The sequence below is a fragment of the Bacillus sp. FSL R5-0603 genome, from assembly GCF_038050295.1.
Taxonomy (GTDB): Bacteria; Bacillota; Bacilli; order Bacillales; family Bacillaceae; genus Bacillus; species Bacillus subtilis.
This window is the reverse complement of the sequence record NZ_JBBOYP010000001.1, coordinates 963,526-983,413: the sequence shown is the minus strand read 5'-3', so window position 1 is coordinate 983,413 and position 19,888 is coordinate 963,526. Positions and strand designations below refer to the sequence as shown.

24 protein-coding genes are annotated in these 19,888 nt (G+C 44.2%); 10 read left to right on the top strand and 14 right to left on the bottom strand.

The genetic code is table 11. From position 1 onward, the window contains the following. Window positions 1–9 precede the first annotated feature (9 nt). Window positions 10–1,200: an N-acetyl amino acid acetylase SndC gene (sndC, locus tag NYE56_RS05025; RefSeq protein WP_029726312.1), complete on the top strand. Its 1,191-nt coding sequence runs from the start codon at window positions 10–12 to the stop codon at window positions 1,198–1,200. Window positions 1,201–1,216: 16 nt separating this feature from the next. On the opposite strand, the gene NYE56_RS05020 is transcribed toward sndC, so the two are convergent. From NYE56_RS05020 to ecsA, 3 genes are read right to left on the bottom strand one after another with little or no spacing between them, the layout of a single operon-like run. Continuing rightward, a complete protein-coding gene (locus NYE56_RS05020; protein ID WP_038427569.1) occupies window positions 1,217–1,927 on the bottom strand; it encodes an EcsC family protein in 711 nt (236 codons plus the stop codon). A 19-nt stretch (window positions 1,928–1,946) separates the two neighbouring features. Further along, a complete protein-coding gene (gene ecsB / locus NYE56_RS05015) occupies window positions 1,947–3,173 on the bottom strand; it encodes an ABC transporter permease EcsB (protein WP_335449077.1) in 1,227 nt (408 codons plus the stop codon). Continuing rightward, window positions 3,166–3,909, bottom strand: a complete 744-nt coding sequence (gene ecsA, locus NYE56_RS05010) for an ABC transporter ATP-binding protein EcsA (RefSeq protein WP_251186876.1) — start codon at window positions 3,907–3,909, stop codon at window positions 3,166–3,168. Before ecsA ends, ecsB begins: the two co-directional genes overlap by 8 nt. Window positions 3,910–4,396: 487 nt before the next feature. Between ecsA and NYE56_RS05005 the strand changes: the two genes are divergently transcribed. The 3 genes from NYE56_RS05005 (at window position 4,397) to trpP (ending at window position 6,703) form a co-directional block, all read left to right on the top strand. Continuing rightward, window positions 4,397–4,834, top strand: coding sequence for an HIT family protein (locus tag NYE56_RS05005; RefSeq protein WP_003233231.1), 438 nt, complete (start codon window positions 4,397–4,399; stop codon window positions 4,832–4,834). Window positions 4,835–4,980: 146 nt separating this feature from the next. Beyond that, the gene (gene serC / locus NYE56_RS05000; protein WP_024571663.1) at window positions 4,981–6,060 is read left to right on the top strand and encodes a 3-phosphoserine/phosphohydroxythreonine transaminase; all 1,080 of its coding nucleotides are present in this window, start codon (window positions 4,981–4,983) and stop codon (window positions 6,058–6,060) included. Between the two features lie 124 nt (window positions 6,061–6,184). Continuing rightward, on the top strand, window positions 6,185–6,703 hold the full coding sequence (trpP, locus tag NYE56_RS04995; protein ID WP_341283549.1) for a tryptophan transporter TrpP: 519 nt from the start codon (window positions 6,185–6,187) through the stop codon (window positions 6,701–6,703). Window positions 6,704–6,776: 73 nt separating this feature from the next. Here trpP and NYE56_RS04990 read toward each other — a convergent pair whose 3' ends face one another. Next, window positions 6,777–6,968, bottom strand: coding sequence for a hypothetical protein (locus NYE56_RS04990; RefSeq protein ID WP_014476318.1), 192 nt, complete (start codon window positions 6,966–6,968; stop codon window positions 6,777–6,779). 129 nt (window positions 6,969–7,097) lie between these two features. Between NYE56_RS04990 and NYE56_RS04985 the strand changes: the two genes are divergently transcribed. Together NYE56_RS04985 and NYE56_RS04980 are read left to right on the top strand one after the other, a co-directional pair. Further along, window positions 7,098–7,454: a YtxH domain-containing protein gene (locus NYE56_RS04985; RefSeq protein ID WP_003245875.1), complete on the top strand. Its 357-nt coding sequence runs from the start codon at window positions 7,098–7,100 to the stop codon at window positions 7,452–7,454. Window positions 7,455–7,631: 177 nt separating this feature from the next. Next, window positions 7,632–8,243: an HTH-type transcriptional regulator Hpr gene (locus NYE56_RS04980; RefSeq protein WP_003239501.1), complete on the top strand. Its 612-nt coding sequence runs from the start codon at window positions 7,632–7,634 to the stop codon at window positions 8,241–8,243. Here the strand turns inward: NYE56_RS04980 and NYE56_RS04975 are convergent. Next, the gene (locus tag NYE56_RS04975) at window positions 8,240–8,581 is read right to left on the bottom strand and encodes a YhaI family protein (RefSeq protein WP_009966921.1); all 342 of its coding nucleotides are present in this window, start codon (window positions 8,579–8,581) and stop codon (window positions 8,240–8,242) included. The two genes, NYE56_RS04980 and NYE56_RS04975, sit on opposite strands and share 4 nt — an antisense overlap. Window positions 8,582–8,788: 207 nt before the next feature. On the opposite strand from NYE56_RS04975, the gene NYE56_RS04970 reads away from it, so the two are divergent. Together NYE56_RS04970 and NYE56_RS04965 are read left to right on the top strand one after the other, a co-directional pair. Continuing rightward, entirely contained in the window at window positions 8,789–9,307 is a 519-nt protein-coding gene (locus NYE56_RS04970; RefSeq protein ID WP_003245590.1) for a DUF3267 domain-containing protein, read from the top strand. Between the two features lie 107 nt (window positions 9,308–9,414). After that, window positions 9,415–9,597, top strand: a complete 183-nt coding sequence (locus tag NYE56_RS04965) for a hypothetical protein (RefSeq protein ID WP_024571667.1) — start codon at window positions 9,415–9,417, stop codon at window positions 9,595–9,597. Between the two features lie 52 nt (window positions 9,598–9,649). Here NYE56_RS04965 and yhzE2 read toward each other — a convergent pair whose 3' ends face one another. Together yhzE2 and yhzE1 are read right to left on the bottom strand one after the other, a co-directional pair. After that, complete coding sequence (gene yhzE2, locus NYE56_RS04960; RefSeq protein ID WP_003155248.1) at window positions 9,650–9,736, bottom strand: sporulation protein YhzE2; 87 nt, start codon at window positions 9,734–9,736, stop codon at window positions 9,650–9,652. Between the two features lie 124 nt (window positions 9,737–9,860). Further along, window positions 9,861–9,947 (bottom strand): sporulation protein YhzE1, encoded by an 87-nt coding sequence (gene yhzE1 / locus NYE56_RS04955; protein ID WP_003327753.1) that lies wholly within the window; start codon window positions 9,945–9,947, stop codon window positions 9,861–9,863. A 159-nt stretch (window positions 9,948–10,106) separates the two neighbouring features. Between yhzE1 and prsA the strand changes: the two genes are divergently transcribed. After that, window positions 10,107–10,979 carry a peptidylprolyl isomerase PrsA gene (prsA, locus tag NYE56_RS04950; RefSeq protein ID WP_268554904.1) on the top strand — a complete coding sequence of 291 codons (873 nt, stop codon included), beginning with the start codon at window positions 10,107–10,109 and terminating at the stop codon, window positions 10,977–10,979. Between the two features lie 39 nt (window positions 10,980–11,018). Here the strand turns inward: prsA and yhaL are convergent, their stop codons facing one another. The 6 genes from yhaL to NYE56_RS04920 all read right to left on the bottom strand — a co-directional run bounded on the left by yhaL (window position 11,019) and on the right by NYE56_RS04920 (window position 18,751). Continuing rightward, on the bottom strand, window positions 11,019–11,231 hold the full coding sequence (gene yhaL / locus NYE56_RS04945; RefSeq protein ID WP_003233252.1) for a sporulation protein YhaL: 213 nt from the start codon (window positions 11,229–11,231) through the stop codon (window positions 11,019–11,021). Between the two features lie 124 nt (window positions 11,232–11,355). Beyond that, a complete protein-coding gene (yhaM, locus tag NYE56_RS04940) occupies window positions 11,356–12,300 on the bottom strand; it encodes a 3'-5' exoribonuclease YhaM (RefSeq protein ID WP_003245698.1) in 945 nt (314 codons plus the stop codon). 73 nt (window positions 12,301–12,373) lie between these two features. Beyond that, window positions 12,374–15,265, bottom strand: a complete 2,892-nt coding sequence (sbcE, locus tag NYE56_RS04935; protein WP_341283548.1) for a DNA repair/recombination ATPase SbcE — start codon at window positions 15,263–15,265, stop codon at window positions 12,374–12,376. Window positions 15,266–15,269: 4 nt separating this feature from the next. Beyond that, the gene (locus tag NYE56_RS04930; RefSeq protein ID WP_341283547.1) at window positions 15,270–16,496 is read right to left on the bottom strand and encodes a metallophosphoesterase family protein; all 1,227 of its coding nucleotides are present in this window, start codon (window positions 16,494–16,496) and stop codon (window positions 15,270–15,272) included. Between the two features lie 106 nt (window positions 16,497–16,602). Further along, a complete protein-coding gene (locus tag NYE56_RS04925) occupies window positions 16,603–17,862 on the bottom strand; it encodes an ABC transporter permease (RefSeq protein WP_003244912.1) in 1,260 nt (419 codons plus the stop codon). Then, the gene (locus tag NYE56_RS04920) at window positions 17,855–18,751 is read right to left on the bottom strand and encodes an ABC transporter ATP-binding protein (RefSeq protein WP_032725309.1); all 897 of its coding nucleotides are present in this window, start codon (window positions 18,749–18,751) and stop codon (window positions 17,855–17,857) included. Before NYE56_RS04920 ends, NYE56_RS04925 begins: the two co-directional genes overlap by 8 nt. Before the next feature lie 126 nt (window positions 18,752–18,877). Here NYE56_RS04920 and NYE56_RS04915 point away from each other — a divergent pair, with 126 nt between their 5' ends. Beyond that, window positions 18,878–19,063, top strand: a complete 186-nt coding sequence (locus NYE56_RS04915) for a YhzD family protein (protein WP_015715596.1) — start codon at window positions 18,878–18,880, stop codon at window positions 19,061–19,063. 20 nt (window positions 19,064–19,083) lie between these two features. Here the strand turns inward: NYE56_RS04915 and NYE56_RS04910 are convergent, their stop codons facing one another. Beyond that, entirely contained in the window at window positions 19,084–19,851 is a 768-nt protein-coding gene (locus tag NYE56_RS04910; RefSeq protein ID WP_341283546.1) for an enoyl-CoA hydratase, read from the bottom strand. Between the last annotated feature and the right edge of the window lie 37 nt (window positions 19,852–19,888).

Sequence of the window (19,888 nt, the reverse complement as noted above, 5' to 3'; positions counted from 1 at the left end):
GAAGCGGCTTTGTCCATATCCACACTGCAGAAAGAGATAAACAAACAGCTCGACGGCTGTTTTGAAGAAATGGTTGAGATCAGGCGCCATTTTCATATGTATCCTGAGCTTTCATTTCAAGAAGAAAAAACCGCCGCATTTATTGCTTCCTATTATGAATCGTTAGGAGTCCCAATCCGCACAAACGTTGGCGGCAGAGGGGTTTTAGCATATATAGAAGGAAGCGAACCCGGCCCTACAGTCGCTTTGAGGGCCGACTTTGACGCTCTCCCCATTCAAGATGAAAAAGATGTCCCTTACGCCTCCAAAGTGCCTGGTGTCATGCATGCATGCGGCCACGACGGCCACACCGCAGCTCTTCTCGCAGTGGCCAAGGTCCTTCACCAAAACAGACATGAACTGAAGGGAACATTTGTGATGATCCACCAGCATGCAGAAGAATATTATCCGGGAGGCGCAAAGCCAATGATTGATGACGGATGTCTCGAAAACGCGGATGTGATATTCGGCACTCATCTTTGGGCAACTGAGCCGCTCGGAACTATTCTCTGCCGCCCCGGCGCCGTAATGGCGGCGGCAGACCGATTTACGATTAAAGTCTTCGGAAAGGGCGGCCACGGCGCTCATCCGCATGATACTAAAGACGCCGTCCTGATCGGTTCGCAAATCGTTTCCTCTTTGCAGCACATTGTCAGCCGCAAAGTCAATCCGATTCAATCCGCCGTCATTTCGACAGGCTCCTTCATCGCCGACAATCCGTTTAATGTCATCGCAGACCAAGCAGTACTCATCGGCACAGCGCGTTCTTTTGATGAAAATGTCCGAGACATTCTGGAGAAAGAAATTGAAGCGGTTGTAAAAGGAATATGCAGCATGCACGGCGCGTCCTATGAGTACACCTATGAACAGGGTTATCCGGCGGTTGTGAACCATCCTGCCGAAACGAGCCACTTGGTGAGCACCGCAAAGAATACCGAGGGCGTTCAGCAGGTCATTGACGGTGAACCGCAAATGGGCGGCGAGGATTTTGCTTATTACTTACAAAACGTGAAAGGCACTTTTTTCTTTACAGGTGCCGCTCCCGAACAGCCAGATCGAGTTTATTCCCACCACCATCCGAAATTTGATATCAACGAAAAAGCCATGCTGACAGCGGCCAAGGTCCTTGCCGGCGCTGCGATCACCTATCATCAGCTATAAAAAAACACCGGAGTGTTTATTCTCCGGCTGTTTCCTTTAATATCCTCAGATGAAAAACATGTCTTGCCGTTTCTCCAAGCTGAGCAAGCAGCTTATAATTGGCAATTCCGCCGACTGCCGCTCCTACGCCCGGCAAAAGCTGAAAAAGCTTCACGACGTCAATATAATCGCGATATTCCTGCTGGAACACTCTCCAGTCGATGCTCTTTTTCTCCGTCTCCCAATTTTCGATGACAGAAAAAAGCGATTTACGGCCATCATCACTCGAAAACGCAAGCTGAAACACGAGAAGCAAAAATATCCTTTCTTGTGCATCCTTGACATCAAAGCCGTAAATGGAAGACAAGGTAAATAAACACTTCATCTTAATTGAAAGCAGCAGCGGAAAATCAGCAATGCCTAAAAAAATGCCGCCCGCTCCGGTGCCGACTCCCTCAGCAGCTGCCACTTTCTGATAAGAAACAATCGTTTTTTTCGCCAATTCGTTTTTTTCACTGAGCGACAGTGCACTTGTATCCTTTTTATAAGTGATGATATTAGAGCCGGCCATTGTCGCTTCTACCATTTTTCTTACACTCTCGGTGACGACCGTATGGATTTTTTCAGGAATCCGTTCATTCACCTTCGTCTGGACACGCTTCGAAAAGCGTTCAAACATGGAATCCTTTCGCAAAAAATGCATTTTCCATTCCAAAGCTTCCTGCATCAGCAGCTGATTATCTGTCATTTGATTACCCCTTTTCAGTTCACAGCTTTCCGTGCTTTTTCAGCCTGGTTGTCATATAAGAAGGCAAAACAACAAAAATCAGAACGACAGAACCGATCAGCGCGTACAAAAAACCGGTCAAGCTGGCAGCATAGGCAGATGCAGCAGACATCAGCATCGCTTGAATACTAAGTGCAGTTTTTAATAGAGAGAAATAGCTTTTCAGCTTTGTTTCTTTTTTCACAGGGTACAGCTCTTGAAGCGCCAGATGGTCAAAGTGGCCGAAGAGCGGCAGAAGCTGAATGCCCGTAATGAAAATGGCAAACACAGTCAAAACCGCTGCAATCAGCGGGCTAGCTGAGACATACATAATGATCAGCGCGAAAACGATCGTTAATCTGACAAGAATACCCAAATAATCACTCGAACGCAAAAAGGCGCGGGTGAACATATAGGCAAATGTTTTGCGCTGTTCAAACGGCACAAGCCGCAGCAAAAAGTCGAGATAAGCTCTGCGTTTGGCTTGCTTTCGCAAATGCGGCACATCAGTAAACAGGTTGGCAATCCGATAGAAACGCTGCTTTCGTCTCAATTCGGACTCAATATGGCTCTCCCATTTAAATGTTTTCCGTTTTGCTGCGGAAGACATATACAGATAAAGAACAGCCATAATGACATAGACGAGAAGCGCATACATATAAACAGATTGGAAAACAAAATAAAGAACGAGTGTATTCGCCGCAAATCGAATGATGACGTCCATCCGTTTCATGCTGCGGTCGTTCTGGAAAGTCGTGCGCCATTCCATTACCTGATTCCACGCTTTCAGCAGCAACAGTTGGACAAAGACCGCGGCATACGATACGAGCGAAGCCCCCGGTGTGACTGCGAAATAAAGCGGCATCGCAACGATGCTCAGCGCAATAAGCGGAAACAGCTGAGACACATAGCTGTAGACAAACGCCTGCTTCAAGTAAGGCTCCATTTTTGCTTCAAGAGGCAATAAGAAAACAAGGTCAGCCTCCTTCAAAAGCGTTCGCACATAAGAGCTTGTCAACACGAGCGAAAACAGCACGGCCATCACCCAAAAGGACGGAAAGTGAGCAGGAATGTCCCGTATCCATTTGCTGTACCAGCTTGCAGCGCCCGCTAGAAAAAAAATCAAAACAATGACGAGGTGATCGTTGAGCATATATTTCATGTATGTTCTTGTTTCTTTGATATGCTCCTGCAGCCGCGACTGCCAAATATCAAGCATATTATTCATGGCCAACGTCTTCCTTTGTAAGCTCAAGATACAAATCGTCCAGCGCCGCGTCCTTCATTCCAAACTGCTCTCTGAGCTCTGACAGCGTGCCGCGCGCCCGCACCTCGCCGTTATGTAAAATAATAAACGAATCGCAATAGCGTTCTGCCGTTGCCAAAATGTGTGTTGACATCAGCACGCTCGCCCCGCCTTTTTTCGCTTCATTCATCCGTTCAAGCAGCGCGTTAATGGCAAGCGGATCAAGCCCCAGAAAAGGCTCATCAATAATGTAGAGCGCAGGCTCTGCCAAAAATGCGCACATAATCATAACCTTCTGCTTCATTCCTTTAGAAAAATGGGCCGGGAACCACTTCAGCCTCTTTTCCATTCGGAATTCCTTTAAAAGCGGAGGCAGCCTTTTCTCCATCGTTTCTTTTGACAGCCCATATGCCATGGCTGTTAGTTCAAGATGCTCCATCAGCGTCAATTCTTCGTATAAAACAGGTGTTTCAGGTATATAGGTAAATTGTGAACGGTAGCCTTCCGGATCCTCAGCAAACGTTTTACCGTTTAATTCGATTGAACCTTTATGCGGGTCCATAAGCCCGATGATGTGTCTGATTGTTGTACTTTTACCAGCACCATTCAGCCCGATTAAGCCGACAATTTGATTCGGTTCAAGGGTGAATGATACGTTTTTTAAAACCGGATTCCTTGTATATCCGCCGGTTAAGTCTTTTACCGATAGCAGAGACATAGTTTCTCCCCTTATAGTGTTTTTCTTCATAGTACCAAAAACAAGGCCTGATTTGAAACAATTCCCTTTTAACAAATGATGAATTTGCTGTCATAAAGAGACAGGGTTCTGGACATCATAAAAGTTGTAGAGGAAAAGCATATCAACTGAAAAATGAGGTGTTTGTCAAAGACGTCTTAGAAACAGTTGGATAGAAAATAAACATGTCCAATGCTCAAACCATTTCTCTTCACTGAATTGATGAATTCTTCATGTATGAAGCAAATTGTCAAATGAGGTGTTTATCGCAGGAATCGTTAGGCATTAAACAAGTCTTCATTTTATTGACAAATGAGGTGCTTACCAAAGGCATAACACATTTTCTTCATATAAGCTCTTCCTCTGCATTCAGGGTGAACGCTCGCCGTTCATCCTGTTTTCTATTTTCTGCATTTCTGTGGTACGATGAGTGTATACATACTAAACAATTTCATAAGGAGGAACCCTCATGCATTGTGCAGAGAATTGTATCTTTTGTAAAATTATCGCCGGCGACATTCCATCCGCAAAGGTGTATGAAGATGAACATGTACTTGCCTTTCTTGATATCAGCCAAGTGACAAAAGGCCATACGCTTGTCATTCCGAAAACACATATTGAGAATGTATATGAATTTACAGATGAATTAGCAAAACAATATTTCCATGCTGTTCCGAAAATCGCCCGCGCTATCCGGGATGAATTTGAACCGATCGGCTTAAATACGCTGAACAATAACGGCGAAAAAGCTGGACAATCTGTGTTCCACTACCATATGCATATTATCCCTCGCTATGGAAAAGGAGATGGATTCGGAGCGGTTTGGAAAACGCATGCTGATGATTATAAACCGGAGGATCTGCAGAACATCTCTTCCTCTATCGCAAAACGCCTGGCCTCATCATAAGATGAGGTTATTTTATTTTGTGAACATTTCGCAAACATCCGTCAATTTCTTTTGATAATTCTAATTTTTTATCAAAAAACTGAATTTTTGTGATAGGATAATTGTATTATTTTATACATTAACGTGGAAAACAGGGAGAGATCATAATGGAACGTACAACGAATTTTAACGCAGGTCCTGCAGCGCTGCCACTGGAAGTTCTGCAAAAAGCACAGAAAGAATTTATTGATTTTAACGAATCCGGCATGTCTGTTATGGAGCTTTCCCACCGCAGCAAAGAGTATGAAGCGGTGCACCAAAAAGCGAAAAGCCTCTTAATCGAACTGATGGGCATTCCGGAAGATTACGATATCTTGTTTCTTCAAGGCGGGGCAAGCCTTCAATTCTCAATGCTTCCGATGAACTTTTTAACACCTGAAAAAACCGCACATTTTGTCATGACAGGCGCTTGGTCTGAAAAAGCACTGGCAGAAACGAAATTGTTCGGGAACACGTCTATCACCGCTACAAGTGAAACAGACAATTACAGCTATATTCCAGAGGTTGACCTTACGGATGTAAAAGACGGCGCATATTTACATATCACATCCAACAATACAATTTTCGGCACTCAGTGGCAGGAGTTTCCGAATTCTCCAATTCCGCTCGTAGCCGACATGTCCAGCGATATTTTAAGCAGAAAAATCGATGTGTCCAAATTTGATGTGATCTACGGAGGCGCCCAAAAGAACCTCGGCCCTTCCGGCGTGACTGTAGTCATCATGAAAAAAAACTGGCTGAAAAATGAAAATGCGAACGTCCCAAAAATCCTGAAATATTCCACGCATGTCAAAGCGGATTCACTCTACAACACCCCGCCGACATTTGCGATTTATATGCTGAGCCTCGTTTTGGAATGGCTCAAGGAAAACGGCGGTGTGGAAGCTGTTGAACAGCGCAATGAACAAAAAGCGCAGGTTCTCTACAGCTGTATTGATGAAAGCAACGGCTTCTATAAAGGACATGCCAGAAAGGACAGCCGCTCACGCATGAATGTCACCTTCACGCTTCGGGATGACGAATTAACGAAAACATTCGTCCAGAAAGCAAAAGATGCGAAGATGATCGGCCTTGGCGGACACCGTTCGGTGGGAGGCTGCCGCGCTTCTATTTATAACGCGGTCTCTCTCGAAGACTGTGAAAAATTAGCTGCGTTCATGAAGAAATTCCAGCAGGAAAATGAGTAAAAAGTCTGGCTATGCAAACCGTCCGTTTGGTATACTGTTTGCATAACACATTCTGTAAAGCCTTCGCAATAAATGATGAGCATATTATTGGAGGGCAAAAAGCTTAGCAGAGGAGAGCATAGTTATGAAAACAAAAGAGTTAGTCATTATGGCTCTGTTTGCCGCAATCGGCGCAGCGCTTCATTCCATTATTCCGCCCTTTTTAGGCGGCATGAAACCAGATATGATGCTGATCATGATGTTCATGGGCATTCTGCTGTTCCCGCGGGTGCAAAATGTACTCGTCATCGGGATCGTGACCGGAATCATTTCCGCGCTTACAACCGCGTTTCCAGCCGGACAGATCCCTAACATCATTGATAAACCGGTATCAGCGTTTCTGTTCTTCTCCCTGTTTCTCTTGTTCAGAAAGAGCCGAAAAACAGGTGCAGCCGCTGTGCTGACAGTGATCGGGACCATCTTATCAGGAATTGTGTTTCTATCGTCAGCTTTATTGATCGTCGGTTTGTCGGGCGGTTTCGCCGCATTGTTCGCGGCTGTTGTTCTGCCGGCCGCAGTGCTGAATACAATCTCAATGATCATTATTTATCCGATTGTGCAAACCATTTTAAGGCGTTCAAGCTTTATGGAAGCTGCTAAATAATTGTCACACAAAACCTCTTCCGCTTCCGGGAGAGGTTTTTTTGAACAGAGCGCCCGCAGCATGTCAGCATGTTTTAAGCGAGGAGTTTTGTGAAAAAGATAAGACATAGTGTAAAGGCGGTTCCGGTTGAACAAACAAGCGCTTTCTGCCGGATAACCTTCTTGGGCGGATAAGAAGCAGCCTGGCTGAGAAGTCTGATATAGTAAACAGCGCCTGAAGCGAAGGCAAGAGTGATGCAGGATAACACAATCAAAAAGACAGACAACCTTCTCCCTCCTTTTCACTTAAAAAATATGCTAAAATAAAGCAAGCTATGTATAGAAGTTCAGGCTTTCAACAAAAATGAAAAATGCTGAATGAATCCTATTTTGAAGAAAAAGACGGGGTGATTGAAATGGCGAGCGGACGTTCTCTATTAACAGGACTATTCGTAGGCGGCATCATCGGAGGAGCAGCGGTTCTTCTTACTGCACCTTCCTCAGGAAAGCAGCTGCGTGAAAAAATGAAAACCAATTATGATTCTTTTGAAGAAACAATCAAACGCTTAAAGTCAGACGGGCTTGCATTAAAAGACCAGCTGATCAAAGCGGCAAAAGAAAGCACGGATGTTATTAAAGACGTGGGCGGCGAGCTCCAAACGTCAATTAAAAAATGGCAGGAAGAGATCAAGCCTCACCAGCAGGATCTGCAAAAAGAAATTGCCGATATCGAAGAGAAAATCAGACAGCTGGAGAAAACCTTACAAAACTAATATCCTATTCAAAAGAAAAAAATGCGGGCCAAAATTGGACCCGTATTTTTTTTGGCCGAAAAACCCTTCCGCCGCAATGGTTTGTGAATTTATTAAAAAATTCTTACATTTTCATCTTTATTAATCTTTATTTTATTGGCATAATAGAGAAAAAGAAAAAGAGAAGCAGGTGACGTAATGAATCGAGTGGAACCGCCCTATGATGTGAAAGAAGCTCTGGTCTTCACCCAGAAAATGGCTCAGCTTAGCAAGGCTCTTTGGAAATCGATCGAGAAGGATTGGCAGCAATGGCTCAAACCGTATGACCTGAATATTAATGAGCATCATATTTTATGGATTGCGTATCAATTGAATGGAGCTTCCATTTCTGAAATCGCGAAGTTCGGGGTCATGCACGTATCAACCGCATTCAACTTTTCAAAAAAGCTGGAAGAACGGGGATATTTAAGGTTCTCCAAACGGCTGAATGATAAAAGGAACACATATGTCCAATTGACTGAGGAAGGCACCGAGGTATTCTGGAGCTTGCTTGAGGAATTTGATCCGACACGCAACGCTGTTTTTAAAGGGTCACAGCCTTTGTATCATTTATTCGGAAAATTTCCTGAAGTGGCAGAAATGATGTGTATGATACGCCATATCTACGGCGATGATTTTATGGAAATTTTCGAAACGTCACTCACCAATATTGACAATGACTTTGAAAGCGTAAACGGAAAACTGAAGAAAAAAGCAAAGGACAGTGCGGCGGATGAACCGGCTGAAGAGCTCGAACCTGTAAACAGTTAATCAAAATGCTTCATGATGTCGATAAAGACTTCCATCAACTCTTGATAAAGCCCCTGCTCATACAGGGCAAAAATCGTTTCATGAACATCTAATTTTTCATTCAGCTGTCCGGCAAAAAGCGCAAGGAGCTTATCAAAGGTTACAAATCCTTGCGCTTTTTGTGTTGCCAGCTCTTCCGACAATTCATCGCATATCCTCATAACCGCTTCCCCTTCTTCCTTGCTCAGCCCTTTATCAATGAGAAGCGCATAGAAGGGGTACCTGTCCATATCAACTGTTTTCACTAATAATTGTATGTAATATTCTAATCGCTCAATGCGATGATCCATCGAATCCATCCACACCACTTCTTTCTATCTTTAATCTTATTTTAGCTGATAATTCACTGAGAAGAAAGTTCTAACCCCATATTTCGCAGTTTGTTTGCTTGTTTCAAAAAAATACCTGCCGGATGATATTTTTTCTTAAAAAAGCATTGATTTTTTCTCTTGGGAGGAGTAAATTATTTTGAGATTCTATTCAAGATGTATGGAAGGATGACTTTGATGAATTGCTGGAAGACCATAAATCTCATGAAGGATTATGGCGCCGTTCGCATAATATTAACTGCTGTATGTTTTATGATTTTGGTTTTTATATCTACCTTTTTAGCTTTTGAGCTGCTGCGGCCTGGCACAAGCTTAAGCGATGAATATGTATCTTTATTCGGCGGTTTGCTCGTCGTTATTTTATTTGTACATAAAGTCATCCATGTCCTGCCAATCATCTGCAAAAAAAGAAAAATAGAAAAAAAGTTTTACATATTGCGCATGCGCACATGGAAACGTATACCAAAAACAACAATGCTGATTTCACTCGTCAGCCCGTTCTTGCTGATTACACCGGTATTGTTTTACGCAGCACTGGCATTTCCGAATCATGCTCATTATTTCTGCATGATCTCGGGCATTCACGCCGGCTACTGTCTGCCTGATTTCCTGCTGGCTCTCAAGCTGATAAAAGCACCGAAAACCGCTTTTATTGATCAGGAAGCAGACGGCTTGGATATTCTTGTTGAAAAGTAGTCAAACCCCGGTGCTGGTGGCGATTTTTCAATTTGCATTCTATCTTTTTTAATAAATATTTGGTAATGTAATATGGGACAGTTCAGAGAGAGGGGGAATCTCCCATCATTTTATTCTATTTTATCGTGGCTGCCGTGTTTATTTTATATTTCATAAACAGGCTCACCAATACATTATGCCTTGTCAGAGAGATTCCTGAAGAGCGGCAAGATAAGGTATTCCGATTTATTAATGTATCTATATTAATTTTACTGATCTCTTCGTTTGTGGAGATCTCCTTTACAGTGTAAATACGAAAGAAAGCATAGCTGCTGATGAAGCAGCTATGCTTTTTTATGTTGATTAGTACAGCCAAGAAGCGCCGATGATAATCAATAAAATAAATAACACAACCAATAAAGCGAATCCGCCTGCAAATACTTCACCCATCTTAAAAAGCACCTCCTGTAATAAGCTTTATTTACCAATTACATGTTATGCAATTCATGTTTGAAACGATTAGGCGCTAGTGAAAATAAAGGATCGCTTATGTTGCAAGCGATCCTCGGGCTGCTTAGTAGATGTAAGCTGCACCTACGATGATAAGCAAAATGAACAGTACTACGAGCAACGCGAATCCGTTAGAGTATCCTCCGCTCATGTTACATACCTCCTTTTCTTGATCAATATATAAGTATGTCATCAGCAAAAGTTTGACTAGACGAATGCCCTTTATTTAAAATCTTTTTACAGAAAGCCACAATATGTTATGATACGCATAGGTAATTTAATTTGGAATGATTAGGAGTGTTTGAAAACAATGAAGAAAATCGCAATAGCAGCTATCACTGCTACAAGCATCCTCGCTCTCAGTGCTTGCAGCAGCGGCGACAAAGAAGTTATCGCAAAAACAGACGCAGGCGATGTAACAAAAGGCGAGCTTTACACAAACATGAAGAAAACAGCTGGCGCAAGCGTACTGACACAGCTAGTGCAAGAAAAAGTATTGGACAAGAAGTATAAAGTTTCGGATAAAGAAATTGACAACAAGCTGAAAGAATACAAAACGCAGCTTGGCGATCAATATACTGCCCTCGAAAAGCAATATGGCAAGGATTACCTGAAAGAACAAGTAAAATATGAATTGCTGACACAAAAAGCGGCTAAAGATAACATCAAAGTAACAGACGCCGATATCAAAGAGTACTGGGAAGGCTTAAAAGGCAAAATCCGTGCAAGCCACATTCTTGTTGCTGATAAAAAGACAGCTGAAGAAGTAGAGAAAAAGCTGAAAAAAGGCGAGAAGTTTGAAGACCTTGCGAAAGAATACTCAACAGACAGCTCTGCTTCAAAAGGCGGGGATCTTGGCTGGTTCGCAAAAGAAGGCCAAATGGACGAAACATTCAGCAAAGCTGCATTCAAATTAAAAACAGGTGAAGTCAGTGATCCTGTCAAAACGCAATACGGCTACCATATCATTAAAAAGACAGAAGAACGCGGCAAATATGATGATATGAAAAAAGAACTGAAATCTGAAGTGCTTGAACAAAAATTAAATGACAACGCAGCTGTTCAGGAAGCTGTTCAAAAAGTCATGAAGAAAGCTGACATCGAAGTAAAAGATAAAGATCTGAAAGACACATTTAATACATCTTCAACAAGCAACAGCACTTCTTCAAGCAGTTCTAAATAATAAAAAAGCTGTGCAGCTCATTGAGCCGCACAGCTTTTTTTATGCGATGGAATGGTTTTGATTTTCTTCTTCATGCTGCTGAGAACTGCGGCGTTCTCGCTCCTTTTCCATCCTCTCCATATAAATCTGCCCTTCTTTTTCAATAAAAGCCTGGTCTACTTTTTCTTCCTCTTTGGCTGCCGCCACAAGTTTATATGCGCTGAAAATGATGCCTACAATACAAAGATACACCCACCATGGAAAAAATAACACGGGCTCCTCCCCCTTTGCATAGATTCTTTATTCTTAACCATATGCGGGAATGAGACGAGTTATGTGCGGGAAAGACACATCAAAAAGGACTGAGCTGAATATGTCAGCATCAGTCCTTTTTAAGTTATTTATGAAATGTCGGTTTATAAAAGGAACGGTTTTCCAGTGCGAATACACGTTCAGTATACTCGCCCGGCTTCACGCGCTCAAGCGCTCTGTCCATCATATTCATTTTTGCATCCAGATTGTCTATATAGTGAAGAATTTCCGCTTCTTTCACCATCGGCGGTTTCGGGCTGCCCCATTCTGCTTTGCCGTGGTGACTCAAAATCAAGTGCTGAAGAATTAACACCTCTTCAGAATCGATTTGAAGCTCCTCAGCCGCTTTAGAAAGCTCTGTCACCATGATGGAAATATGGCCGAGCAAATTGCCTTCAACCGTATATGAAGTGGAAACAGGGCCGGACAGCTCCTTCACTTTTCCAAGATCATGCAGGATAACACCGGCGTAAAGCAGATCACGATCAAGAGACGGATATAAATCTGCTATTGCTTTCGCCAGGTTCAGCATAGAGACAACATGATACGCCAAACCTGAGACAAACTCATGGTGGTTTTTCGTAGCCGCCGGATAATCCATAAACTCAGCTTCGTGTTTTTTAACTAAAAACCTTGTGATTCGCTGGATATTCGGATTTTTCATTTCAAATATATATTGAGTGATGGTATCCATCATTTCATTTTTCGGAATCGGCGCGGTTTCTAAAAAATCATCAATATTGACGTTTTCTTGCTCGCTTACCGGTCTGATATTTCTTAGCTTCAGCTGGGTGCGTCCGCGGTAATGGTGAACATCCCCCACGACCTTAACAATCGTCTGCGGCGCATAGGTCACTTCATCACTTTGCTTGGCATCCCACAGCTTCGCTTCAATATCGCCTGACTGGTCTTGCAGCATCAGCGTCAAAAACGGTTTTCCATTGCTTGCAATCCCTTTCGTCGAGGATTTAATCAATAGATACTGGTCCACCTGTTCGCCAACCTCATGTAGCATAATCCCTTTAGCCATTCTATTAAAGCTCCCTCCGTATCTTACATAATACCAGTATATCACATACCGATTTTCAGCTATAGAACCTCTTTTATGACACCAAATGGATGATTTGGCTGCTATGAAATGCATCTTTTACGTGCTCATGGCATGTAAAATACAAAATCTGCCTACCGCCTTTGGATAAATCATACAGAACATGTAATACACGTTTCAGCCTTTCTTGATCAAAATGAACAAAGCTGTCGTCAAGCTGGAACGGAAGCATTGACCCATCCTGGCGCGTAACGGCCAAAGCAAATCGGATCGCTGTATACAGCTGTTCACATGTCCCTTGTGACAGCTCTTCCGCATGATAGACAGTTCCATCGCGATGCATAACCATGATCGAATCATCCGTTTCGGAAAAATAAATGGTTTGGTAGTTTCCGTCAGTCAGAGGACGGAAGAATTCTCCCGCCGTCTCCAGAAGGCGCGGAAGCTCGATTTTTTTATGCCGCTCCAATTTGTTTTTGATCACCTGTTTGACCATTTGTATGGAGGCCCATTTTTTAGCCGTTTCTTTCACACGTTCTTTTTGCATTTCGGTTTGAAGCTTGAGGTCTGAGACCAATCCCGAAGCCTCTAATTGTTCCTGTTTGACTGAGAGCAGTGCGATTTGGCTGCGGAGCTGCTCGATCTCCTCAGTCAGCCGCTCTTTTCTTTCATTCTCAACAAATTGCTTATCTTTCAATTCAGAAAGCGTATTGGAATCCGCCAGTTCAAGTTCCTCCGGGTGCCCGCCTTGAAGCTGTGCGTTTACGTGATGAAGCTTGTTCTCCGTATCCTTCAATTGCCTGCTGATGTCGGCTATGGCAAAAAACGCATCTCTGTCTTTTGCAGCAGCCGCGGCAAATAACTGTTCAATCTGTGCGTGGAAATACTGTATTTCTTGCTCAAGTTCAAGCATCTGTTCCTTTGTATAATGAATATCTGTTTCAATTTCCTTTTTTTGCTTCTCAATTTCTTTTTCACGTTCAATGTTTTTCCGCAATGTGTGAAGGGCGTCCGAAATGGAGATATCCTGACTCTGATTCACGGGGAGAAGCATACTGACGCGTTCTTCGAATGTTCTCCGGTGCTTTTTCAGCCTGCCTGCTTCAATGGTCAGCTCATGCTTTTTCTTCACTTCTTTTTTAACATCCTTCATTAAGCTGTATGCATCAAGCAAAAATGATGGATCTTCCTTAAATCCGAGCTCATTCATAAAACGCTCAACCTGTGTAAAGGACGGCGCCATTTCGGCTTCCCACTGTTCAAACTGCTGGATGACCCTTTCATACGCCGCCTCTTTTTGCTGGAGCGCTGCACGCTGTGTGAGAAGGTGCTGCTTATTGCGGTCATCCTCCCATAACGCTTCTCTAAGCATTTCAGCTTCTGCTGGTGAAATATCCGTCATGGGCTGTCTTGTCTCTCGGCTGTTTCGAGAAGACGATTTTCCTGATACAAGCCAATACACAATAAGTGCAGCGCCGAAACTTATGGCGGGAATCCATTGCTGCAGCAGAGAAAAGAGAACGATGAACAACATACCAGCTGCAATAACAGTCTTTTTCTGTTTAGCCTGCTGTCTTTCAAAAAACTTCAGCTGTTCTCTTAGCTTCGCTTGCTCTTGGTGCTGCCCCTGTGTTTCATCATATGCTCTAAGAGCCGCTTCTTTATCTTTTCTTTGGCTGTTTTCAAGAATCGCGGACGAAGCGGCATGAACGGCCTTTTCCGCGTCTTCCAGCTCTTGCCGGGCAAGTTCAAACGTCTCGTCAAGCTGCCGTTTTCTGTCTCTTGCCTGTACATATTGCTGCACCGCTTGCTGAAGCTGCCATTCATAATCATATGAGGTGTTCATATTCAGGAGCTCATTTTCATCCGTTTTATTGAGCTGTTCCAGCCCTGCCGCTGTCTGCGCAGACGTCTGGCGCAGCTGTGCCTGAATGGCGGCCAGCTGTTCTCCCCAGGATTGGTACATATGAAACGCTGCCGAAAGCTCTTGTATCAGCGTTTCTTTCGCCAATAGTTCTTTATCGGGGATAAGTTTTTGCCTCTGTTTGTCCAACTCCGCCAGCTTCACCCGAAGCGCCTCAAGCTGTGCTGATTTCGGGTGAAGATGGGATTCATATTTTTCCAGCTGATGCAGGCCGTCAGCAGGAAATTGTCCTGCATGTTCCGGACATTCTGCAATCACCTGTTCGAGTGTCGCTTTTTCATTTAGCAATGGTTTTCGCTCAATCGCTCCCTCAATCATTCGGATATGTCCCGCCGTCTCTTTCAATTCGGTTTCCGCGGCTGCAAGGCGGGCTTCAAGCATTCGTTTTTCCCCGAGAAGCTGATGATAGCCCGCTTCCTCTGCTTCAGCCTGTTTTAGCTTCACTGCCAGCTGCTTAAGCGTTTCCAGCTCCTGATTCAATTGAGGGTTTCGCCCATTTGGTTTATAGAGCCTTTCGCTTTCCTTCGTCAGCCTTGAATCAAGCTTTGATACGGCTTCAGCACCAAACAAGCTGGAAAAGAGCAAAAATTCCCCTATCTTGTCCCGATTAAAGGCGTGAATTTCCTGCAGCCCGAATACGTCGAACGAATATATGGCTTTGTACAACGACCTGTCTGTGCCCTGGAACAGCTGCTTTAAAACATCTCCCTGCTTTACTTCGCCCTTTTCTGTGTACACGCTTAGTTTTTCGGCAGTCCCTTTCGTCCGTTCGATCTTCAGCACCCCATACTCAGGATGTTCAGCTTCAAGAACACCGCCGTAGACACCGCCTGTTTTCGGTTCATACTTTTTCGTTTTCGGAAAACCGAACAGCATACTTTCAATGAATGACATCATCGTCGTTTTTCCTGCCTCATTTAATCCGTAGATGACTTGGACAGGAGAGGCGGAAAAGTGAAAGGTTCGATTGGAAAATTTTCCGTATTGGTAGATATGTAAAGATATAATTCGCAAAGCTGTCACCGCCTCATGTATCAAGCACCTTAAGCTGTTTTTTCAATAATATCTGTGCCTGCTCTTTTATTTCTTTTACCTCCTCTTGGCTAAACCGGTCCGCGTGCCTTCTATACACTGGATGCCGCTCAAGCCCTTCCAGCACGTCTGACAGATCGCTGCGATCAATGTCTTCAAATAAACCGCCAAAAAAAGGATCAAGGTTTGTTAGGTTTGCTTCGTTTTCTGTCTCATCGTCCAATCTAAGAGGCCAAACGAAATGTTCCTCCTCCGCTTCTTGCTCCTGAAGAGCTTCAAGAAACTCATCCAAGGTGCCTTTTGGCGCCTCCAGCAGCCATTCCGGCGCCGTCCCTTGTAAAACAAGCCTTACACAAACAGGGCTCCCCTTTTTCCGCAGCTTCGAAAACGTGTCCTCCACCATTTGGAAGAGGGCGGTCATATTCTTTGCCTCCGTCACATCAACCGCCGCTTTTTCCCACAGAACATCATGCGCTCTCTGAAATTCATGAGATATATCTCCGTTTGTCACATGAACGAGATAATAGCCTTTATCTCCCGTCTCCTTCATATGGCGTGCTTGCGTGTTTCCCGGGTAAATGACTGCCGGGTGCTCGGCAGATAGAACTTGGCGTTTATGTATATGGCCAAGCGCCCAATAATCCATCCCGCTTTTCACGAGGTCGTCATGTGTAAACGGGCAATACGGATCGTGTCCTTCAGATCCTGACAGCGTGCCGTGGAGCATGCCGATATGAAACGGTGCATCAGTTGATCTCCGATAGCGGGCGGCTTGGTTTTCCGTCACCGCTCTGGCTTGATAGCTGAAGCCGTAAATGCTTGCTATGCGCCTGCCTTCTTTAAAAAACGATTTTTCTTCTGGAACAGCGGACGAAAAAATATGGACATTCTCAGGCCATTCAATCGGCGTCCACTCCCCGCCAAGATGATCGTGATTCCCAAAGATGACGTATACCGAAATTCCGCACTCTCTGAGTCTATCAAACTGTTTTTTCAAAAAGAGCTGAGCCTTTAAGCTTCGATTGGCTTCATCAAACAGATCTCCCGCCAGCAAAATGAAATCAACGTGTTCTCTCACTGCGGCGTCTATCATATGTCTCACGCTTGCAAACGTGCTTTCTTTAATCCGGGCAAAAATCGGCTCCGGCAGATGCGATATCCCGTAAAACGGGCTGTCAAGATGAAGATCTGCCGCATGAATAAAGGTTAGATCAGTCAACATTCTGCTCCTTTCCAGGATGAAGTACCCTTATTTTAGCACCGAATTCTTGCGAATGCACGTTCTGTCAATAAAGAAACAGCCTGAGAATCCCCAGGCTGTTTTCCAATCAGTTTTTCGCTAAACGTAGCGCTTGTTTGATCGCTTTGAACGCGCTTGAATTGCCGTAAATTAATACACCGCCTTTATAAATTCTGGCGCCGATAACGGCCAGTATGACAATGGTGAGCAGTGTGATTCCGATTCCGACAGCCGCCTGCCAGAACGGAATATCAAGCATGCCGACGCGCAGGAACATAATCATTGGCGTAAAGAACGGAATAAACGAAGTTACCGTAATAAATCCTGCGTCAGGCGCATTCAAACCGAACATCGCGATCATAAAACCGGCGACAACCAAAAGCGTCATCGGCGTGATCGTTTGCTGCACGTCCTCTATTCTGCTGACGACACTGCCGAGAAACGCGGCAAGTGTCGCGTACAAAAAGTATCCGAGCAAAAAGAAAATGACAGCATAGATGACAGTGGTTGCAGATACGTCGGTCAGATTAAGGAATCCGCCGACAGATGAAGCCGTTTCGCTCTTTTGATTCAGCTTAAGCGACAGAGAACCGGCTCCTATAATAATAGCAAGCTGTGTGATCCCGACAAGCCCGATACCAAGCAGCTTTGCAAACATTTGCTGGATCGGCGGCATACTTGAGATCAGGATTTCCATAACTCGCGAAGATTTTTCGGTTGCGACCTCCATCGCTATCATGCTGGCATACATAATCACCGAAAAATAAATGACGAACAGCATAATGTAAACAAGCCCTACCGTCTGGCCAAGCTCTTCCTCAGACTTTGCCCCTTCTTTCAGCGCCTTCTGCCCCACAGTAACGGGCGCATAAAGGCTGCTAATCGTTTCCTGCGACACGCCGAGCTCCGCTGTTCCGACAGCTGTTTTGGTTTGCGTCAGCGCCTGCTGCAGCGTTTGATACGTGCTTTCATCAGAAATCGTTAACGCTTTATATGTTCCTGAAATGGTCCCTTTTTCATCTCGTTTGATGATGAGCATGCCATCGAGTGATTCATCTTTGACTTGCTTTGTGACCTCATCCTCCGATTGCTTCGACAGTTTCACATCAAGATCGCCGTCAGTATCCACCGCTTTCAGCTGCTTTGAAAAAACCGGATATAATTCGTTTGTTTCATCAACAACGGCGATTTTTTCTTTCGCATCGTCACCTTGAAACAAAGAAATGATCGACTCCAGATTCGTTACAACTAAAACAAGCAGCACCGTGATGACAGTCGAAATAATAAAGGATTTTGCCATAATCTTATTTTTGTATGTATGAGAAAGCATGATCCAAAATTTATTCATAGACGGCCCCCACCTTTTCTATAAAAATATCATGCAGTGACGGCTCTTCAAGCTCAAACTTTCTGATAAACCCTTTTCCCTGTAGCATCGCAAAAATCTCTTGAGAAATGTCTTCATTGGCAATCTGCAGCTTGACGCCGTCGGCCGTTTCCTTCCATTGTAGAATGCCTTCATGAGACTGCAAAAAGCTTAGATCGTCATCGGAGTGAATGGTGACGTTCTTTTTGCCAAAGGAGCGCTTGATCTCCTTCAGCTTGCCTTGCACGACCGGTCTTCCTTTCTGCAATATGCAAAGGTTCTCACAAAGCTCCTCCACATGTTCCATCCGGTGGCTTGAAAATAAAATAGAAACGCCGCTGTTTTTCAGCGAGATCACAGCCTCTTTTAGCAGCTCAACATTGACAGGGTCCAGGCCGCTGAAAGGTTCATCAAGAATAAGCAGCTCCGGCTTATGCAAAACTGCCGAAATGAATTGGATTTTTTGCTGATTCCCCTTTGAAAGCTCTTCCACCTTCTTATTCTCGTAATCTGTAATATTGAAGCGTTCAAGCCATGTCCCGAGCTCTTTTACAGCCTCCCGCTTCTCCATCCCTTTTAATCTGGCGAGATAGACAAGCTGATCCTTTACCTTCATTTTCGGATAAAGGCCCCGCTCTTCCGGCAAATAACCGATTTTGTTGCTGATATGATAATTCACAGGTCGGCCCTTCCAGCTGATTGAGCCCTCCGTAATGCTTAATAATCCTAGGATCATGCGAAACGTCGTCGTTTTTCCCGCTCCATTTGCGCCTAACAGACCGAACATTTGCTGTTCCGGAATATCTAAGTCCAATCCGTCAACGGCTTTATAATCTCCAAATGTCTTCGTTACGTGATCAATTGTAAGCACTGAATCTCCTCCTTCCCTGACCCATTATATACTAATTTTGGATAAAGCATAATAAAGGATTTTGATTTCCTTTTTAGAATATAAATGAAGAAAGACTGATAAACCTTAAAATGGAGGAGAAACCTGATGGCTGATTATTTCCTTACCGTATTTGATCCTTCGGGGAACACGCTGGTAAACGAGCGATTCGAGGCAGAACATGAAGAAGCGGCAAAAACGCATGGTGAAGCCCTCTTAAAAGAAAAAGAGCTTCATAGTCATACTCATCGTTTAGTAAATGCAGCCGGAAAGCTGATTTTGTTTCACAGATGATCAGCTTTCCGGCTGATCTGTTACGCTTGAAACTTCGGCTCCCGTTTTTCTAAAAATGCACGGATTCCTTCTTGGTGATCCTTGGTCCTTCTCATTCTCTCTTGGGCGCTGCGCTCAAGGGATAGCACTTTTTTCAGTTCTTCAATCTGGAGGCTTTGAAAAATAGCTTTCGTTTCGATCATCGCCAAAAGAGGGGAGGCCAACAGGGTTTCGATAATGGGTCTTGCGCCTTCGACAGGGTCTCCGGCAAATGTCCCATCAAGAAGCCCCATATCGGCAGCTTCTGAAGCAGATAGTTTTTTTCCGCTCCAAATCAGTTTTTTCGCTTTTGCTTCACCGATTCTTTTCTTAAGCAAATAATGTCCTCCGCCGTCCGGAACAAGCCCAATGCCGATAAAATTCATCGCGAGGACGGCGTTTTTTTCAGCGAGCACAATGTCCGCACAAAGCGCCAAACTCAGGCCCAGTCCCGCAGCAGCGCCATGAATGGCTGCAATTGTCACTTTCTTCATCTGATATAAATTCAGGGTGACAGCCTCAATCGTATCCATCAGCCGTTTAAATTGATCAGGGTCATGCTCTGACGTCATCATCCTGATATCACCACCGGCCGAAAAGCCTTTGCCGCTTCCTCTCAGGAGAACGATGAGCGCCTCGCTTTCAGCCGCCATTTCGACTGCCTCCTTCAATTCAGACAGCATCTGTTCATTCAGGGCGTGATGGGCATCTGGCCGATTCAGGATAATCTCTGCAACGGCCCCATTACATGCATATTGAACAAACTCCATATAAAGCACCTCCATGTATGCGCTTACTTTTTTTCTT

Coding starts and splice junctions, on each gene's coding strand:
- serC (WP_024571663.1), top strand. CDS start 4,981: ATGGAACGTACAACGAATTTTAACGCAGGTCCTGCAGCGCTGCCACTG.
- NYE56_RS04970 (WP_003245590.1), top strand. CDS start 8,789: ATGAATTGCTGGAAGACCATAAATCTCATGAAGGATTATGGCGCCGTT.
- yhzE2 (WP_003155248.1), bottom strand. CDS start 9,736: ATGGGTGAAGTATTTGCAGGCGGATTCGCTTTATTGGTTGTGTTATTT.
- NYE56_RS05020 (WP_038427569.1), bottom strand. CDS start 1,927: ATGACAGATAATCAGCTGCTGATGCAGGAAGCTTTGGAATGGAAAATG.
- NYE56_RS04985 (WP_003245875.1), top strand. CDS start 7,098: ATGGCGAGCGGACGTTCTCTATTAACAGGACTATTCGTAGGCGGCATC.
- NYE56_RS04925 (WP_003244912.1), bottom strand. CDS start 17,862: ATGAATAAATTTTGGATCATGCTTTCTCATACATACAAAAATAAGATT.
- ecsA (WP_251186876.1), bottom strand. CDS start 3,909: ATGTCTCTGCTATCGGTAAAAGACTTAACCGGCGGATATACAAGGAAT.
- yhaM (WP_003245698.1), bottom strand. CDS start 12,300: ATGGCTAAAGGGATTATGCTACATGAGGTTGGCGAACAGGTGGACCAG.
- NYE56_RS04915 (WP_015715596.1), top strand. CDS start 18,878: ATGGCTGATTATTTCCTTACCGTATTTGATCCTTCGGGGAACACGCTG.
- NYE56_RS05005 (WP_003233231.1), top strand. CDS start 4,397: ATGCATTGTGCAGAGAATTGTATCTTTTGTAAAATTATCGCCGGCGAC.
- prsA (WP_268554904.1), top strand. CDS start 10,107: ATGAAGAAAATCGCAATAGCAGCTATCACTGCTACAAGCATCCTCGCT.
- ecsB (WP_335449077.1), bottom strand. CDS start 3,173: ATGAATAATATGCTTGATATTTGGCAGTCGCGGCTGCAGGAGCATATC.
- yhzE1 (WP_003327753.1), bottom strand. CDS start 9,947: ATGAGCGGAGGATACTCTAACGGATTCGCGTTGCTCGTAGTACTGTTC.
- NYE56_RS04910 (WP_341283546.1), bottom strand. CDS start 19,851: ATGGAGTTTGTTCAATATGCATGTAATGGGGCCGTTGCAGAGATTATC.
- NYE56_RS04930 (WP_341283547.1), bottom strand. CDS start 16,496: ATGTTGACTGATCTAACCTTTATTCATGCGGCAGATCTTCATCTTGAC.
- NYE56_RS04975 (WP_009966921.1), bottom strand. CDS start 8,581: ATGGATTCGATGGATCATCGCATTGAGCGATTAGAATATTACATACAA.
- trpP (WP_341283549.1), top strand. CDS start 6,185: ATGAAAACAAAAGAGTTAGTCATTATGGCTCTGTTTGCCGCAATCGGC.
- NYE56_RS04980 (WP_003239501.1), top strand. CDS start 7,632: ATGAATCGAGTGGAACCGCCCTATGATGTGAAAGAAGCTCTGGTCTTC.